Raw genomic sequence first — 17,265 nt, 5'->3', positions numbered from 1 at the left:
GGATTTGTCAACCCTTTTTCAAAAAAAGATGAAAAAATAGGATATATATTTCTATATATCCCAATTGTTACTGATACTACTATTTTTCTTAACTAAATGACATTGGCGTTTAATCATCAGATTAAACGGTGAATGCGTTCGGTTCTGACTGATTTTGCGGATTTCCTCTTACTGCCGCTTGGCGCAGCGGCTGTATTTCCAACAGGACAGGTGTTTTTCACAGTCCGTCCCGGCTCACGGTAAGCGCCCCCTCCATCCGCTCCCGAGTCTAAAGCTCGTGAGCTAAATCCCGATTTTGTAGTAGATCCGGCCTTCTTTCTTTTGTCCTCAATATGGACTGTTCCCTGCGCCACTTTTCGATATTAGCATGGTGCCCTGAAAGCAGTACCTCCGGCACTTTTTTTCCATGCCATTCTTCCGGTCTTGAATACTGCGGGTATTCCAGCAGGTTATCCTGAAAGGATTCAAACTCCGCCGACACATCATTATGCAGAACTCCCGGAACCAGCCGTGAAATAGCATCCACCATGACCATAGCAGGAAGTTCTCCTCCCGTAAGCACATAATCCCCTATAGAGACATAATCCGTCACAATCTCTTCCAGAACTCTCTCGTCAATCCCCTCGTAATGGCCGCATAACAGCACCAATTCCTCTTCCTGTGCCAGTTCCTCCGCCATCCGCTGGCTGAATGTCTTCCCCTGGGGGGAAAGATATATCACCCTGGGCTTCTTCTCCAGCCGCTCTTCAATGGATTCATACGCCAGGTATACCGGCTCCGCCTGCATCAGCATGCCGGCGCCTCCCCCATAAGGATAATCATCCACGCTCTGGTGTTTGTTAAATGCATAATCCCGGATATTCACGGCTTCAATTGACAGCAGGCCGTTATTCACAGCCCGCCCTATAATGCTTGTATTCAAACCGTCCATCACCATTTCCGGAAATAAAGTTAAAATGTGAAAATTCATGATATAAGCCCCTCCAGCAAATGTACCTTCATCGTCTGTTCTTCCACATTCACATCCAGTATGCAGTCGTGAATCGCCGGAATCAGCACTTCTCCGTGATCCGGAGACTCCACCACATAGACTTCATTCGCTCCGGTCTCAATCACATCCTTCAACATACCGAACTCTCCTTCTTCGGTGTACACCTTCATGCCGATCAAATCCGCGATATAATACTCGTCCTCCTCCAGGCTGACCGCATCCTCACGGTCCACCAGCAGACGTTTTCCTTTATATTTTTCAACATCATTTATATTATCAATCCCCTTAAACTTTACAATCACGAACTGTTTAAAAAACTTAACGCCCTGTATCTCCATAGGGATGTGTTCTTTTCCCGTATCAAGTATCACCTGTTTTAAACTTTTAAATCTTGCCGCATCATCCGTCGTAGGAAATACCTTGACCTCCCCGCGGATTCCATGAGTAGAGGATATCACCCCCACCTGTAAGAACTGTTCCATATTCTTCTCCTGTATATGATTTTCTTATTAGAGCGTGCTTGAAAATTCATTGCCGCAATATGCCGCCCCATTTCACGGTCTATTTACTGCCAAATCCAGTCAACGTAGCCCACCACTACGCCTCCTAAATTTGGCAGTAAATATCCCGCAAACTGGGACAACATCTTGCAACAAGCAATTTTCAAACACACTCTAGTACCGCCGTTTTCCGGATAAAAGGAAAGGGGCAGTCTCTTTATGCTGGCGCATGAAGGCTGTCCCCTTATTTTCTGCTATTGTACGATATCAACAACAACTCTCTTATCTTCCTTGGCAGCGGCTGCCTTCACTACAGAACGGATTGCCTTTGCAATACGGCCCTGTTTTCCAATGACCTTGCCCATATCGCCGTCAGCGACACGAACTTCTATCACAGTAGTTCTGCCGTCCTGTCTCTCAGAAACAACAACGCTGTCCGGGTCGTCTACTAATGCTTTCGCAATTACTTCAACTAATTCTTTCATCTAAGCCACCTCCGCGGAACAGCTTATTTCTCAATACCTGCTGCTTTTAAGATTTTTCCTACTACTTCTGTAGGCTGAGCTCCGTTGTTTAACCACTTCTTAGCTGCTTCCTCGTCTACCTTAATTCCGCTTGGCTCCAGGTTCGGATCATATGTTCCGATTTCCTCGATAAACTTGCCATCTCTTGGAGATCTGGAATCTGCAACTACGATTCTATAGAAAGGAGCCTTCTTCTGTCCCATTCTTTTTAATCTGATTTTTACTGCCATTTCTTTCACCTCTTCTTATTATTTTTTCTTTTTTGTTAATTTATGTGTTAAAAAGGAAGTCTGAACTTACCTTTCTTACCACCTATGCCGCCCATCATGCCCGGAAGCTTCTTCATCATCTTCTTGGCCTCATTGAACTGCTTCACCATACGGTTCACTTCTGAAATATCCACACCGGCGCCTCGCGCGATCCTGTGCTTTCTGGATGGATTCAGCAGATCTGGGTTGCTTCGTTCTTCCAATGTCATGGAGTAGATCATGGCTTCCATACGGGCCATCTTCTTGTCATTCTCCTCAGAATCCAGGTCCGGCAGCTTGCCGCCCATACCGCCCAAACCGGGCATCATGCTCATAACGCTTGACAGACCACCCATTTTCTTCATCTGGCTCATGCTCTCCAGATAATCATCGAAGTCGAACTGGGCTTTTTTCATCTTCTCTGCCATCTTTTTGGCTTTGTCTTCGTCCATCTCGGCCCCTGCTTTTTCAATCAGGGTCAGGACATCTCCCATACCGAGAATACGGGAAGCCATTCTGTCAGGGTAAAACTGTTCCAGATCGGAAAGTTTTTCTCCCATACCTATATAGAGAATCGGTCTTCCTGTTACGGCCTTAATAGAAAGCGCCGCACCGCCGCGGGTGTCACCGTCCAGCTTTGTAACAATGACTCCGTCGATTCCGATCTTCTCGTGAAAACTTCCGGCAACATTTACCGCATCCTGGCCGGTCATCGCATCTACAACCAGTATCGTCTGATGCACAGTGACTGCCTCTTTGATCTCTTGGAGCTCAGCCATCATGTCCTCATCAATGTGAAGACGGCCGGCGGTATCCAGAATCACAATATTGTTGCCGTTCTTTACAGCGTGCTCATAAGCCGCTTTTGCAATATCAGCAGGCTTGTTCTTGTCTCCCATGGAAAAGACTTCCACGCCCTGCTTCTCTCCATTTATCTGTAGCTGCTTAATTGCGGCGGGTCTGTATACGTCACATGCCACAAGCAGCGGCTTCTTTCCCTTTAACTTGTACTTTCCTGCCAGCTTGGCAGTGGTCGTCGTCTTACCGGCTCCCTGAAGGCCTGCCATCATAATCACAGTAATCGCACTGCCCGGCTGCAGCTGAATCTCCGTTGTCTCGGAGCCCATCAGCCTGACCATCTCTTCGTTCACGATCTTGATGACCATCTGGCCCGGATTCAGTCCGTTCATCACGTCCTGGCCGACTGCGCGTTCCTGCACATCTTTGACAAATCCCTTAACTACCTTGAAGTTGACATCCGCTTCCAGAAGCGCCATCTTGACTTCCTTCAGAGCCGCCTTAACATCATCTTCTGTAAGACGCCCCTTACTGCGGAGGTTTTTAAATACGTTTTGAAGCTTTTCAGTTAAACTGTCAAATGCCATTCTATAACTCCTCTATAATTGTATCCGAAATCCTCCGGATTCTCTCAGCCATCACTTCTGGCTCCACACTCTGATTCTCATAGGAATCAAGCGCATCATTAATCTCGTGCACCATCTTTTTTACAGAAAGAAACTTCTCTACAAGATGCAGCTTGCTCTCATAGCCCTCCAGAATCTTCTGACAGCGCCTGACCAGATCATGGACACCTTGTCTGCTGATTCCTTCCGCCTGTGCAATCTCACTTAATGACAGATCTTCCAGCACAAACTGCTCGTAAATCTCTTTTTGGTGATCTGTGAGAAGCTCACCATAAAAATCATATAATAACGCCTGTTCTAAAATCTCATTCACCATAATCACCTTTGTTATCATACTAAAAAGCAAAGCGGGTGTCAAGTGTTTTTTCTTGACACCCGCCTTTTTATGATATTTACGAAGTTCATCTATAAGTTAAAAAACTTCAGGTACAAGTTATGCAGACAGCACTCTTTCCCTGAAATATACATTTTCCCCCAAAATACATCATATGGAAAACATCTTTCCGACATTGATCATTCCCCAGCCCTGTGCCGCATACTCATTTCTGACACAGGATTCCCGGAGCTTCAGCTTCACTTCCACATTGGTCATATCCGGAAATTTTGACAGCATACAGGCAATTGCTCCCGACACCACGGGGGTTGCCATTGAAGTACCGCTTTTCACAACATATGGTTTCTGCCACCGGTTCGTATACTCCCCGTTGCAGCTCAGGATATTCGTCCCCGGCGCCAGAAGATCCGGCTTAATAATGCAGGCCTCCGTCGGTCCGTTGCCGGAATAATTCCACTCCTTGCCGCTGCGCCCTCCTACTATGGTCTTCTTCTCACCCACCGCCCCCACAGTTATCACCTTCCTGCTGGTTCCCGGAACTGCCACCGTACCCGCACCCGGTCCGTAATTTCCGGCAGAAACGACTACCACAAGCCCTTCATCCCAAAGCGATTCCACAGCATCTATGAGTCTCTGTTCCTGCGCTTTTTCCACTCCGGGCTGTGTCCCCACCGAGATATTCACAATGCGAAGCCTCACCTTTTTGTGGATATCCAGCAGCCAGTCTACCCCATCCAGGACATGTTCCACCGAGCCGTTCCCCGTTTCATCCAGCACCTTTCCGACCAGAATCTCTGCCTTAGGCGCCATTCCTGCATATACCCCCGAGGATAGCCTGCCGCTTCCTGCCAGAATTCCGGAAACATGGGTCCCGTGTTTCCCGTCGTCATATATTTTCTCTTTATTATTTACAAAATCGCGGAAACCGATAATTCGCCTATCAAAATCAGGATGAAGCGTAATTCCGGTATCCAGCACCGCCACACGCACATCCTGTCCCAGGTATTTATTAGTTATGATATCCGGGCACCAATATCCTACAGTCTGCTTTACCCATTTCATAAAAACACCTTTTTTAATATGGTATTCAGAAATGTTGTCCCTGTCTACTGTTTGCTATCAGGATTCCCGGATCTTCTTAAAAATTCTATATTATATCTGCTCTTAATCTGTTTTTTCATCCACACGCAGCATCCGGTACCCTACGCCTATATGGGTCTGTATATACCGCGGATTGGATTTATCTTTTTCTATTTTTTTACGGAGAGAAGCCATATAAACTCTAAGAGAGGACATATCGCTCTCAATCGCATTCACCCATACTTTATCCAGAATAAACTGGTATGTCAGCACTTTCCCCACATTCTGCGCAAGCAGGCAGAGGAGACTGTACTCCAGCGGCATAAGATGAATCTCTTTCTCCCCCACAAAAACCGTCCCCGCGCCGTAATCTATCACCAGATCCCCATCTTTGAACACACTGGAATTCTGATCTTTTGTCCGCATGAGATACTGAATCCGGCGCAGTGTAGAGCGCAGCCTCGCCAGCAGCTCCTCCACACTGAAGGGCTTTGTCAGATAGTCATCCGCCCCCGCATCCAGAGCCTCTACCTTATCTCTGTCATCGCTTCTTGCACTGATTACAATGACCGGGGCCACAGACCACGTTCTGATTTTACGGATCACCTCGATGCCATCCATATCCGGCAGCCCCAGGTCCATCAGGATGATATCCGGATTGCCGGAAGCCGCAGCCATAACCGCCTGGTTTCCGGTGGCAGCCGTCTCGTATTTGTAATCCTGGGATTCCAGCGTTGTTGTAATCAGATTTTTGACCGGCATATCATCCTCGACGACAAGAATAAAAGGTTTGCCATTTACTGTCATAATGTTACTTCCTCCACTTCCAATTCAAAACGAAATACTGTTCCCTTCGGAACATTGTCATATACCTTAAGTTCACTTCCATGGGCATTCACAATTGATTTACACAACGTCAGCCCCAGTCCCATCCCGCGCCGGCCGTCCGAGACCGCGTGGCCCGCCGTATAAAACATCTGGAACAGCCTGGACTTTTGCTCCGCCGGAATTCCCAGCCCGTTATCTGTTACCGAGATGACCGCCCTATCTCCCTGTTTTTCTGCCTTAATCCGGATATCTGAGCCAGCCGGTGTATATTTTACAGCGTTATCCGTCAGATTAATCAGTACCTGGAGCATCAGTTTCACATCCATCTTCGCCATCAGCAGTTCATCGCACTCCACATGTATCTTCTGTTCTTTTCCCCTCCGGTTCACGTGGTGCAATGCTTCCTCTATCACATCCTCCACAATCTCGCCCTGAAGATTCAGTTCCATTGTACCATTCTCTATCCGGGTTACTGAGAGGAGATTCTCTACCAGATTAATCAGCCACATGGAATCATCATAGATATCTTTGTAAATCTTTTTCCGCTGCTCTTTTTCCACTTTCCCTTCATTGATCAGAAGTGTTTCCGCATTCCCGGATATACTGGTCAGGGGAGTCCGCAGATCATGGGAAATGGAGCGCAGCAGGTTGGCTCTCAGCTGTTCCTTCTGCAGCTTCATATCAATCTCCTGCTGCTGTGCAAGGAGCGCTTCCTTCTCCAGCGCAAAGGCACACTCATTCAGGATTGCGCCCATAACCCCTTCTTCGAATGCCGGAATCTCTTTTTTCTCCATATCAATCCCCACAACCGCAAAAACCCTGTCCCCGCTTCTCACCGCCGAAAACAGGCAGCGGGCTCCGGGAAGCGTCCGGGTAGAATATCCCGCATGCTTATTATTGCGGAAGGTCCACTGAGCAACGCCCAGCTCGGCATCGCTTAGGACATCCGGCACCTCCGGATCCTTCTTATATACAATCGGCCGGTTATCGGCCGAAGGCTTTCCGAGATAGAAATAAATATTTTTCTCCAGAAGCATCCCCAGCTGCTGGATCGTCCTGGATGCAATCTCCTGCGTTGTGCCTGCATCCTGCAGCTTTCTGCTGGTCTCCAGAAGCAGTTCTGTCCGGTATGCTTTTCTGGCATTCTGCCGGGCATAGTTCTTCACCTGCTTTGTCAATGCAGAACTGCAAAGGGCTGTCACAAACATGACAAAAAATGTAATAAAATATGCAGGGTCATTTACAGAAAGCGTCCTAACCGGCTCTGTGAAAAAATAATTAAAGACCAGGACGCTGAGAATACTCGTGATAATCCCCCATATCTGATGGCTTGTAAACATAGCCGATGTCAGTACACCCAGAATATATACCATAATCAGATTTGCATCGCTGAAACCCAGCCTTGTGAAGATAAGGGCAATTCCGGTAGACGCCCCCAGGCTTCCCGCACAGATAAGCGCATCCTGCCAGGCCTTTTTGTAAGTCTCCTCCCGGCGTTTCTTTGCACGGCCTCTGTATCGCTTATCATAGGCATCCGGAATCAGAAAGATTTCCAGATTCGGCGCCAGCCTTGAAAGCTGCTCTGACACACTGTCTCGGATAAACAGAAGCCTTCTTTTCGTATAGGTTCTTCCCAGAACAATTTTGGATACGCGGGCCGCCTTCGCATACGCGGCAATCTCTTCCACAATATCATTGCCGTAGGACGTCACGATTTTCGCCCCCAGCTGTTCCGCCAGCCGTGTATTATCATTCAGTCCTTTATGATCTGACTTGGACATATTGGCCGAATCCGGCGTCTCAACATAGAGTGCCGTCAGTTTACCGTGAAATGCGTTCGCCATCCTCGCCGCCTGACGGATCACCTTTCCATTGGAAGGGGAAGGGGACAGGCATACCATCAGATGCTCTGCCGTCTCATTGCTTGCATGGATCATACTGTCCTGTGCGAGATTCACCCGGTCCGCCATTCGACGCAGTGCAATCTCCCGCAAAGAGATAAGATTATCTTTTGTGAAAAAATTGGACAGCGCCCGGTCTGCCTGCTTTTCTTTGTATATCTTCCCGGTCTTCAGCCGCTCCAGCAGCTCCTCCGGTTCAATATCCACCATCTCCACCTGATCCGCCTCATCAAATACGCTGTCCGGAATCCGTTCACGGACAATCACACCGGTAATTCCTGCTATGGTATCATTAAGGCTCTCTAAATGCTGTACATTAACCGTTGTGTAGACATTGATTCCCGCCTTCAGAAGCTCCTTTATATCCTGGTATCGTTTGGCATGGATGCACCCCTGTGCGTTGGTATGAGCCAGTTCATCCACCAGAATCAGCTCCGGTTTTCTGAACAGGGCCGCCTCCAGGTCAAATTCATGGAGACGTATCCCGTGATATTCCACATCCTTTACCGAGAGCATTTCCAGCCCCCTAGTCAGTGCCATGGTCTCCGGCCTTGTATGGGGTTCTATGTATCCTGCCACCACGTCAATCCCTGCATCTTTCGCTCTGTGTGCAGACGACAGCATGGCATAGGTCTTCCCTATGCCTGCTGCGTATCCGAAAAATATTTTTAACCTGCCTTTTCCGCTCTGTTCCTTCTCAGCCTCCATAAGCTGTTTCAGAAACAGATCCGGTTTTCTGCTGTCTTCTTTCATCCTATCATTTCCTTTGACATTTCCTATCTGCTATCTTACTTCAGAATTTCCTGCATTGCAACACTTGCCCAGGGCCATTAATGCCCTTCACACGAAAAAATCATCACTTTCTATTTTTCTGCGCCCTGCACAGTCTTGCTCGTCGTAAGCCGGTTCTGCACTTCGTTCCTTTTCAAATGCAGAGTATAATGCCATATTAAAGCTGGCCGGAGCATAGGATGCATCCAGCGCACACGCGGCCCTGAAATGTTTCATGGCATCCGTATGCCGCCCTCTCTTCTCCAGTACAATTCCCATCAGATTGTGCGGTACCGCGCTGTCAGGGTATAGCCCCATATATTTAGGAATGAGTCTGTCACACTCTTCCCACCTCCAGCCATTTACATAATTTCTGATTACCCTGCAGAGATTATTCAGTTCTTCCTCATCGCTTAAAAGCTGTCTGTATCCTTTAGACTGTTCCTTCATGACAATCCCTTCCTTTCCTGCTTTCAAGTTAACACATGCGCTATAAAATAGGTGTGAAAGAATCTCTGCAGGATATTAAAAGCGTATAAAAATCTTTTTTTAAATAATTCAGGAAATCTTTTCACACATTTGGAACCCGCTACATATTATGAACTGTAATCAAACATATATGGAGGATTTAACATGAGTGATTTAAGTGCTACAAACTGCGGATGTGGATGCGAAAATAGTTGCGGAGGATGCGGAAACGGTATGTCTTCATGCCTGTGGATCATCATCCTGCTGTTCTGCTGCGGCGGCAACGGCTTTGGCGGATGCGGCAATGGCTGCGGCGGAAATGACAGCTGCATATGGATTATCCTGTTACTGTGCTGCTGCGGCGGCTTCGGCGGCGGATGCGGCAATGGCTGCGGAAACAACTGCGGATGCTAATCCCAATACTGTAAAACCTTACCAGAACATGAATCTACCTGCCCCTGGCCATCCCGTAACACTTTTGTTTCGGGCACCCTGGGGCAGGGAATAAAAATAACCCCGGTACAGCTCACTGTGCCGGGGTTATTTTATGATACAGGAAATTCCGCCGGAATTCCCTGTATCATAAAAACCCCTCATAAAGGAGGGGATGGGGAGTTGAAGTGGGCCTGCCCGCTTTTTATGGTCTTGCCCGATTCTGGTGCTGTGACTTACCTTTGTCATTCTGCTCTTTGTTTTCTTTTTTTCCTTCCATGCGTTTCTTTAGCATACAGTCCTCATCTATCTCATATACAGCATTTCCATCGATAATCAGTTTTCTTTTCATAGTCTATACCACCGTTCCCTTTCTATTCCCTATTATAGTATGTAAGAACCCTTACTTTAGTCTTATCCAATCCTCATATTTTTATACTTCTCATCATATATATTTACAACGTAATAAACAGGAGTGAATATGGAAGAGAAAACGCCAAAACCAATGACACCGTTTGATGAGCTTGTTACACCGCCTCAGCTTCAGATGCTGAAGCTTTTTCTGCCCTACACTCCTGCTTCTAACCAGCAGTTTTTAGGAGTATTCATAAAATTCCAGGAGCTTCAGCATACCATCTCCTATTTTCAGAATTTTGAAAATGATTTACATAGTCAGGCCTTTGGCAGCGGCCAGATGCCATCCATGATGGGGATGCTCCAGGAATTAAGGCCCTATCTGCCCAAGCAACAGGCGGAAATGATGGACACATTTCTGAATATGATGAATATAATGGATATGGTCCAGATGTTTCAGGAAAGCTCACAGGGTCAGGAAAATGCTTTTTCAGGCACAGACAGCGCTTTTTCATCTGAAAGCGGCTCTGGCGGGCCCTTCGGAGGAGGAGCCGGCAGCATGGGCGGTATGGGAGATCTCTTCTCCGGCGGATTCAACCCAATGGATATGATGATGGGAATGCTCACGCCGGACCAGCAGAATATGTTCCAGATGTACAATAATATGTTTTCCGGCGACATGTCTTTTGACCAGGGTTCTGGGGAAAACACAGCTCCGGAAAACACAGGCACAGAAGAAAAAGAATTCGATGTAAAAGATGCCGCAGAAAACATTTCCCATGGGAATGCTCCGTGGGAGCCTGCATCAGCGGGGAAAAAAACGCCGCAAAACGATTCAGCAGAAAATAACCCCATGGCAAATGATTCATTTATGGAAGGAGATGTTATAGATGAACGAATGGATGAACAATCCGGCTATGAAAAATATTGATCCGATAAAACTGGAGCTGATCCAGATGGCAGCAGCCCAGACTGCCGGCAAATCCGGCAGGGATCTGGCTCCCATCATGCTCGCTCTGATCACAAATGCAAACAAAAAGGGGATCAATTTTTCTGGAGACGAAATGTCCCTGATTCTTGAAATGCTCAAAGAAGGAAAATCCAGAGAAGAACAGGCACAGATTGACAGAACCATCAACATGGTCAGCTCTTTTATGAAGAAAAAATGAAAACGCCATCCCGGCAGATAAACGAAAAAAGAAGGAGGCCTAAAAGCCTTCTTCTTTCCTTTTTATGCGCATTTCTCTTCTTTTTTCCGCTGCTTCCCATTCCGCTTTCTCTTCCTCACTCTCCAGAATCAGGCGCGGCACCCGCTTTGGCTTGTCGTTCTCATCCAGAGCAACCATGGTAAAATAGGCGCGATTAATCGGCCGGCGCATTCCGTCCATATTTTCCACATAAGTATCCACCCTGACCTCCATGGATGTATTACCCACATAAGTCACCTTGCCGATAATCACGATCACATCCTTCTGATAGGCACCCTGGATAAATCTCAGGTTATCTACCGACGCCGTTATAATATTTCCCCTTGTATGCCGTTTTGCCACCAGCCCGGCCACATCATCCAGCCACTGCATCAGAATTCCGCCGAACAGACGCCCCGCCGCATTCAGATGATTCGGCCGCACCATATGCACCGTTTCCACCCTTGAATCCGCTATTCTTCTCTCTTCTATCATTTATATCAACTCCAATCCGCAGTCTCCCGCAATATTTTTATAAATCTCCAATGTCTCATCATCTTCACAAAACAAAGGATATTCCAGATTATAATTCCCCCATACCACCGCTCTTAACTTCGTAAAATAAAAAGTTGAAAACAACCAGTTCCTGGCAGTAATATCCGCAAGAAATTCCAGATTTTCCGTCTGTAATGGATAGTATACCTGTCTGGAATCCGTTTCAAACTTCAAAAACACATTTTTTTCCGCATCACTCAATCCAGCAGCAAACTCCCGCTGTACCTTAGGAACCAGCACCGAATAATAAAAATCCGCAAAAGAGCCCTCCTCATTAACTGCCAGGCACCGCTCCAGAAAATGCTGCATAGCGATCTTTTCCCCTTTTAGAATCACCGATCTGTACCGCGAAAATCCATCCTGTATATCCTCAATCAGAACCGCCCCCTTCGCCGCCAGCTCCTGTGCACTCATAGACTGAAACATTAAAAACCTCCTTTTTCCCCTCGCATTTCCATCTGCATTACCAAAATACAAAACTTATATAAAAGTTAACCACCGTCTCCCGCCTTTTCCCTACCCATTCATTATAGTATCCCTCATATCCAGAAATCAAGCAAAGATTAGCAGGCGTGCTTTAGCCACGCTTGCGGACCCATTTATAAACTAACTTCCCAGCCAATACACTCCCTCACAGCCCATCCCGATCCGCCTTCCCCGTCTCATACGCCTCCCGGCAAGCCATTCCACCTCCCGGCTGTCAAGAGACCAGCTGTACGGAATTGGAATATGCCTCTCCCGGATACGTTATTAGCGGCACTTATGCCCTAATAACGTATCCGGGAGAGGCATATTCCAATTCCGTACAGCGGCCCCATACCCGCCGCCTAATACCCCACATTCTTCAAAAACATCCCCTTAGGATCGCATGGTGCGCTGGCTTCTTCCTCCCCCTTAAAGATTGCCTCAATGCATTCCATCTTCCGTTTCCCAAGTCCGATATCCATCAATGTACCGATAATCATTCTCGGCATATTATGCAGGAAGTCATTTGCCCGAAGGCTAATCTGGATCTCATCTGTATCCCCATAAATATCTATATTGTAAATTTCTTTTTCCGTAGATTTGCTCTTCTTTACGGTTGAAAAATTTTTAAAGTCATGTCTTCCAGCCAGCAAAAGAGCAGCCTGCTGCATAATCCCAATATCCGGGGTGCGGAAGGCATAGTAAGTATACTTGCGGTTAAATACACTGGGAACCGCACCTATCGCTATCCGATACTGGTAAGTTCTTGATTTTGCATTCAGTGAAGCATGAAAACGCTCCGGCATCTCCTCTGCCGACAGAACCGCAATATCCATTGGCAGATAACGGTTCAGATACTGACGTATCTCATCCGTTTTCATATCAGAAGTAGTCTTAAAATTAACCACCTGCCCATAAGCATGAACCCCCACTTCAGTCCTCGCCCCACAAAACAGCTCCACATCCTCAGCAGTCATCTTATGAATAACCTCCAGCAATTTGTTCGCAACAGTATTCGTAGACTCTCCCTTTCCAAGTCTCTGCCATCCCTGATAGCGTGCTCCATCATATTCCAAAACCAGCTTAATATTGTGCATCATCATTTCTCCTCCATAAAAAACGCCCAAACGTCTGTTTATTCATTATTTTCACGCTTTCAATCTTACAGCACACATACGGTGAATGATTCTTCATTATTTTTTCCCATGTCTGTACACTATCCCGCGTTCAATTCCCACTCCTGTAAGTACCCCAACAGTATAACATACCAAATCACTCCATAGAAAGCCATATCCCAAAATCAACCCTCCCAAAGTAGTGTGGCGTAATGCATTTATCCAATCTGCCTGATACAACTGGGAAAACTCTATTGCAAAAGAGAACGCCAATGCCGCCAGCATCACTTTTACAGTAGACGTTTTAGAAAATATAAAGCCCAGCCCCCAAAACACCATCATAGCCCACAGGGCATCCCCCGCATAGTCCCTCAGAAATGCCGGCAGCCAGGCTCCAAACTTCCTTGACGCAAGACCCAGTGCCATTGTAATTACAATCAGCGCCAGATATGCAGCTCTATTCCTTTTCATAAATACTCCTTCAATATAGTTTCAAGCTGGTTTTCATAATCTTAATATTTGAAATCTTCCATGAGTAACTAAGCATCCCGCGTCCCGCATGTGCCTCTCTTAAACTCCGCCGAAGAACACCCCTGATATGTGGTACGCCAGGAAGCTTACGGCCCAGGCCACTGCCAGCTGGAAAAATACGATCCCGACTGTGATTTTTTTACTTCCGACCTCCCGGTTTATGGTAGCAATTGTGGCCGTACAAGGTACGTAGAGCAGACAGAACACCATAAATGCATAGGCGTTGGCCGGTCCGAACCCCATCGCCCCCAGCGCTCCTACAAAGCTTGTCATTCCATGGCCTGTAGTGATGTTCTGAATTCCGAACAGTACGCTGCAGCTGGATACAACCACCTCTTTTGCGGCGATTCCAGAGATCAGGGCTACAATGATCTGCCAGTAACCAAGCCCCAGGGGTTTAAATATTGGCACCACAGCCTTGCCAATAACTGATCCGAAACTCTGGGAAATGTCTGTCACATATCCGGTGGTTCCAAAGTTCAGAATAATCCACATGATAATTGACGCTATGAAAATAACGGTTCCTGCCTTGGTCAGATAATCTTTTACCTTTTCCCATACATAAATAGCAATTGTCCTGATATTCGGAGCCTTATACTCCGGAAGTTCAATCAGCAGTGAATGTTCCGCTTTACTTCCATCGATCTTTGAAAGAACAAAGGCCGTTGTAATTGCCACAAGAATCCCCAGCAGATACATGGAATAACAAACCAGCATTGCATTCTTTCCAAAAAACATAGAAGAAAAGAGTACGTAAATCGGCAGTCTTGCGCTGCAGGACATGAAAGGCGTTACCATGATGGTTTTCAGCCTGTCTTTTTTATTCTCCAGGGCTCTGGATGCCATAATCGCAGGAACGGAGCACCCAAATCCAAGCAGCATGGGCAGGAATGCCCTGCCGGAAAGTCCCAGATGCCCCATGATATCATCCATTACGAATGCCACTCTCGCCATGTAACCGCTGTCCTCTAAAAAGGCAAGCGCCAGGAACAGGATAAAGATATTCGGCAAAAATGTCAGGATTCCTCCGACTCCCGAAATAATTCCATCCACAATCAGAGACTGCAGCATAGCATTCACATTCCAGGAGACAAGCAGACTGCCCGCTGCCCCGGAAATCCATTCGAGTCCGATTTCAAAATATCCCTTCAGCCAGTCTCCCACAGTAAATGTGAGAAAGAAAACAAGGGCCATAATCGCCAGAAAGATAGGCAGCCCCAGCCATTTGCTGGTCATGAACTGGTCAATTCTGTCCGTCTTCTCCTCTTTTTTACTCTTATTCACCAGTGTCTCCTGGATAATCTCTTCTATAAAATCATATTTCTGATTAATAATATCCTTCTCGTAACTGCGGTCCATAACCTCCGGCATATTCAGGGGATATTTTTCCATAACCGCATGATCCTGCTCCAGCATCTTGATGGCATGCCATCTTTTATTTTCCATCTCAGGATATCTGCGCTGAAACTGTTCTATAAGCAGATCTATCTTATCCTCGATCTCATCCTGATACACCATAGCATAATCACGGTGATGGTTATGTACATGTTTTGTGTTCTGTGGATGGTGATGGATAAAAGGACTCTGTCTTGCATAATCCTTGTGATGTGCCACCGCATGCATCAATATCTCCAGCCCGCTCATCTTCCTGGCGGACACTGGAATCGCGGGAATGCCCAGCATCTCAGGAAGGCGGTGCAGGTCGATCTCCATTCCCCGCTCTTCCACGATATCCATCATATTCAGTGCCAGGACGACCGGCTTTCCCAGTTCAATAAGCTGCAGTGTCAGATAAAGATTCCGCTCCAGACAGGAGGCATCCACCACGTCTACAATGACGTCCACCTCGTCGCTCATAATACATTCCCTGGATACCTTTTCTTCCATCGTATACGAGGTCAGGCTGTATATCCCCGGCAGGTCAATCAGCTTGAATTCCTGGTCTTTGTAGAATGCTTTGCCCTCTTTCTTCTCAACCGTAACTCCCGGCCAGTTTGCCACCTTCAGATTGGCGCCTGTGTATGCGTTAAATAATGTTGTTTTCCCGCAGTTTGGATTCCCTATGAATCCTACATTAATTACCTTATCACTCATGCCCGGACCTCCTCGACCACAATGTTGTCAGCGATCCTTTTTCCCATGGCAAATCTTGTGCCACGGAACCTCACGGTAATGGCTCCCTTTTTATCATTGTTTAAAATCGTGATATTGGACCCCGTGGTAAGCCCAAGCGCTTCCAGCCTGCGCTCCAGATTCAGTTCTGTATTTATCTCCTGTACCTGGTAAGTATGATGGTTCCTGCCCTCTTTTAACCTCATGACTCTCTCCTGTAATCTGTTTTTGGTATTGATAATTATTCTCTATAAGGGATTATAAATCTTTTCCCGCTGTAAGTCAAATAGATTGACATTTTTTGTCGCAAGATTTACTCTATAAATAACAGCTTTTTACGTTCCTGCATAGATTCGCGCGGGATTCACCTGAGATTACAAAACAAAATGAGGTATATTTTATGGACATTTACTACATATTACTTTACTTTTTCGTATACGGATTTCTAGGCTGGTGCACAGAGGTCGGCTTTGCTGCTTTTAAAGAGCACAGATTCGTCAACAGGGGCTTTCTTAATGGTCCCATCTGCCCTATTTATGGAGTCGGCGTCACTATTGTCATCGCATTTCTGACTCCCTACAGAGAAAACCTGATTCTCTTATACGTGTCCTCTGTCATCCTTGTCACCCTTCTCGAGGGCATCACCGGCTGGGCAATGGACAAAATATTTCATAATAAATGGTGGGACTATTCGGAACAGCCATTTAATATCGGTGGCTACGTATGCCTGATTTTCTCTCTTGTATGGGGCGTTGCCTGTGTGGCCATCATGGATTTTATCCATCCGCTGATCCATAAGCTCCTGACCTACCTCCCCCACACTCTGGGGATTGTACTGATCGTACTGCTGGGCGCTGCAATGTTTGCCGACCTTTATGTGACAGCTGCCGCCATCTTCAAGTTCAACAAACGTCTGGCAAGCATGGAGAAGATTGCCGGAGAACTGCATGAGATTTCCGACCAGCTCGGAAAAGATATTTACGAAAAGGTAATCCTGGCTATGGAGAAACAGGAGGTATCCAGGCAAAAACTGGATGAGACTGCTTCCGGCATTCGAGAGAATATACAGGAGGCCGCCGCGGAACTGAAAGAAAAGACCCAGGAGGCTGCCGCCGACTGGAAAGAGAAGACGCAGGAAGCTACTTCCAGCCTGCTTGAGAAGACGCAGGGAACTACTTCCGGTCTGATTGAAAAAACCCAGGAAGCTGCTGCCGACTGGAAAGAAAAGACACAGGAAGTCTCCGAAGAAATGCGCGGCCATATTACTGACCTGAAAAAGCGCTATCAGGAGCTTAGCAGCAAAACACCACGTATCGGCCGTCGTCTTGTAAAGGCATTCCCTAAGATGGAATCCAGAAACAATAAGCTTCAGTTGGAAGAACTACGCAAGAAGTTTAATATAAAGAAGAAAAAATAATCAGATTTCATATGTTGTTTATATATAT

Annotated in this window: 21 protein-coding genes; 4 read left to right on the top strand and 17 right to left on the bottom strand. The window is 46.7% G+C overall.

Annotated features, from left to right (window positions below; translation table 11 throughout):
- Window positions 1-268 precede the first annotated feature (268 nt).
- The 10 genes from trmD to HMPREF0240_RS24640 form a co-directional block, all read right to left on the bottom strand.
- Window positions 269-970, bottom strand: coding sequence for a tRNA (guanosine(37)-N1)-methyltransferase TrmD (gene trmD, locus HMPREF0240_RS10200; RefSeq protein ID WP_035312915.1), 702 nt, complete (start codon window positions 968-970; stop codon window positions 269-271).
- On the bottom strand, window positions 967-1,473 hold the full coding sequence (gene rimM / locus HMPREF0240_RS10195; RefSeq protein ID WP_009003359.1) for a ribosome maturation factor RimM: 507 nt from the start codon (window positions 1,471-1,473) through the stop codon (window positions 967-969). Before rimM ends, trmD begins: the two co-directional genes overlap by 4 nt.
- 272 nt (window positions 1,474-1,745) lie before the next feature.
- Complete coding sequence (locus tag HMPREF0240_RS10190; protein WP_009003358.1) at window positions 1,746-1,976, bottom strand: KH domain-containing protein; 231 nt, start codon at window positions 1,974-1,976, stop codon at window positions 1,746-1,748.
- Between the two features lie 23 nt (window positions 1,977-1,999).
- Complete coding sequence (gene rpsP, locus HMPREF0240_RS10185) at window positions 2,000-2,245, bottom strand: 30S ribosomal protein S16 (RefSeq protein WP_009003357.1); 246 nt, start codon at window positions 2,243-2,245, stop codon at window positions 2,000-2,002.
- Window positions 2,246-2,292: 47 nt separating this feature from the next.
- Complete coding sequence (gene ffh / locus HMPREF0240_RS10180) at window positions 2,293-3,648, bottom strand: signal recognition particle protein (protein WP_009003356.1); 1,356 nt, start codon at window positions 3,646-3,648, stop codon at window positions 2,293-2,295.
- Window position 3,649: 1 nt separating this feature from the next.
- Entirely contained in the window at window positions 3,650-4,000 is a 351-nt protein-coding gene (gene ylxM / locus HMPREF0240_RS10175) for a YlxM family DNA-binding protein (RefSeq protein WP_347462581.1), read from the bottom strand.
- A gap of 171 nt (window positions 4,001-4,171) precedes the next feature.
- Window positions 4,172-5,083 (bottom strand): S8 family peptidase, encoded by a 912-nt coding sequence (locus tag HMPREF0240_RS10170; protein ID WP_009003354.1) that lies wholly within the window; start codon window positions 5,081-5,083, stop codon window positions 4,172-4,174.
- 102 nt (window positions 5,084-5,185) lie between these two features.
- The gene (locus HMPREF0240_RS10165; RefSeq protein WP_009003353.1) at window positions 5,186-5,908 is read right to left on the bottom strand and encodes a response regulator transcription factor; all 723 of its coding nucleotides are present in this window, start codon (window positions 5,906-5,908) and stop codon (window positions 5,186-5,188) included.
- Complete coding sequence (locus HMPREF0240_RS10160) at window positions 5,905-8,583, bottom strand: sensor histidine kinase KdpD (protein WP_009003352.1); 2,679 nt, start codon at window positions 8,581-8,583, stop codon at window positions 5,905-5,907. Before HMPREF0240_RS10160 ends, HMPREF0240_RS10165 begins: the two co-directional genes overlap by 4 nt.
- 87 nt (window positions 8,584-8,670) lie before the next feature.
- On the bottom strand, window positions 8,671-9,051 hold the full coding sequence (locus HMPREF0240_RS24640; protein ID WP_035312913.1) for a hypothetical protein: 381 nt from the start codon (window positions 9,049-9,051) through the stop codon (window positions 8,671-8,673).
- A 183-nt stretch (window positions 9,052-9,234) separates the two neighbouring features.
- Here HMPREF0240_RS24640 and HMPREF0240_RS10150 point away from each other — a divergent pair, with 183 nt between their 5' ends.
- Window positions 9,235-9,483 (top strand): hypothetical protein, encoded by a 249-nt coding sequence (locus tag HMPREF0240_RS10150; protein ID WP_035312911.1) that lies wholly within the window; start codon window positions 9,235-9,237, stop codon window positions 9,481-9,483.
- Between the two features lie 223 nt (window positions 9,484-9,706).
- Here the strand turns inward: HMPREF0240_RS10150 and HMPREF0240_RS24635 are convergent, their stop codons facing one another.
- Entirely contained in the window at window positions 9,707-9,853 is a 147-nt protein-coding gene (locus HMPREF0240_RS24635; RefSeq protein ID WP_198137784.1) for a hypothetical protein, read from the bottom strand.
- A 129-nt stretch (window positions 9,854-9,982) separates the two neighbouring features.
- Between HMPREF0240_RS24635 and HMPREF0240_RS10145 the strand changes: the two genes are divergently transcribed.
- Together HMPREF0240_RS10145 and HMPREF0240_RS10140 are read left to right on the top strand one after the other, a co-directional pair.
- Window positions 9,983-10,786 (top strand): hypothetical protein, encoded by an 804-nt coding sequence (locus tag HMPREF0240_RS10145; RefSeq protein ID WP_050794521.1) that lies wholly within the window; start codon window positions 9,983-9,985, stop codon window positions 10,784-10,786.
- A complete protein-coding gene (locus HMPREF0240_RS10140) occupies window positions 10,746-11,024 on the top strand; it encodes a hypothetical protein (RefSeq protein WP_009003349.1) in 279 nt (92 codons plus the stop codon). The genes HMPREF0240_RS10145 and HMPREF0240_RS10140 overlap by 41 nt, the downstream gene beginning before the upstream one ends.
- 39 nt (window positions 11,025-11,063) lie before the next feature.
- On the opposite strand, the gene HMPREF0240_RS10135 is transcribed toward HMPREF0240_RS10140, so the two are convergent.
- From HMPREF0240_RS10135 to HMPREF0240_RS10110, 6 genes are all read right to left on the bottom strand, one after another.
- A complete protein-coding gene (locus tag HMPREF0240_RS10135; protein ID WP_009003348.1) occupies window positions 11,064-11,537 on the bottom strand; it encodes an acyl-CoA thioesterase in 474 nt (157 codons plus the stop codon).
- Window positions 11,538-12,023, bottom strand: a complete 486-nt coding sequence (locus HMPREF0240_RS10130; RefSeq protein WP_009003347.1) for a hypothetical protein — start codon at window positions 12,021-12,023, stop codon at window positions 11,538-11,540. It lies immediately after the preceding gene.
- A gap of 401 nt (window positions 12,024-12,424) precedes the next feature.
- On the bottom strand, window positions 12,425-13,162 hold the full coding sequence (gene truA / locus HMPREF0240_RS10125; RefSeq protein WP_347462580.1) for a tRNA pseudouridine(38-40) synthase TruA: 738 nt from the start codon (window positions 13,160-13,162) through the stop codon (window positions 12,425-12,427).
- A 93-nt stretch (window positions 13,163-13,255) separates the two neighbouring features.
- Window positions 13,256-13,648 (bottom strand): DUF2809 domain-containing protein, encoded by a 393-nt coding sequence (locus HMPREF0240_RS10120; protein ID WP_009003345.1) that lies wholly within the window; start codon window positions 13,646-13,648, stop codon window positions 13,256-13,258.
- Window positions 13,649-13,747: 99 nt separating this feature from the next.
- Entirely contained in the window at window positions 13,748-15,802 is a 2,055-nt protein-coding gene (gene feoB / locus HMPREF0240_RS10115) for a ferrous iron transport protein B (protein WP_009003344.1), read from the bottom strand.
- The gene (locus tag HMPREF0240_RS10110; protein WP_009003343.1) at window positions 15,799-16,026 is read right to left on the bottom strand and encodes a FeoA family protein; all 228 of its coding nucleotides are present in this window, start codon (window positions 16,024-16,026) and stop codon (window positions 15,799-15,801) included. Before HMPREF0240_RS10110 ends, feoB begins: the two co-directional genes overlap by 4 nt.
- Before the next feature lie 194 nt (window positions 16,027-16,220).
- Here HMPREF0240_RS10110 and HMPREF0240_RS10105 point away from each other — a divergent pair, with 194 nt between their 5' ends.
- A complete protein-coding gene (locus HMPREF0240_RS10105; protein WP_009003342.1) occupies window positions 16,221-17,237 on the top strand; it encodes a membrane protein in 1,017 nt (338 codons plus the stop codon).
- Window positions 17,238-17,265 lie beyond the last annotated feature (28 nt).

It is taken from the genome of Clostridium sp. D5 (assembly GCF_000190355.1).
GTDB lineage: Bacteria > Bacillota > Clostridia > Lachnospirales > Lachnospiraceae > Faecalicatena > Faecalicatena fissicatena_A.
This window is presented reverse-complemented; position numbering and strand designations above follow the sequence as displayed.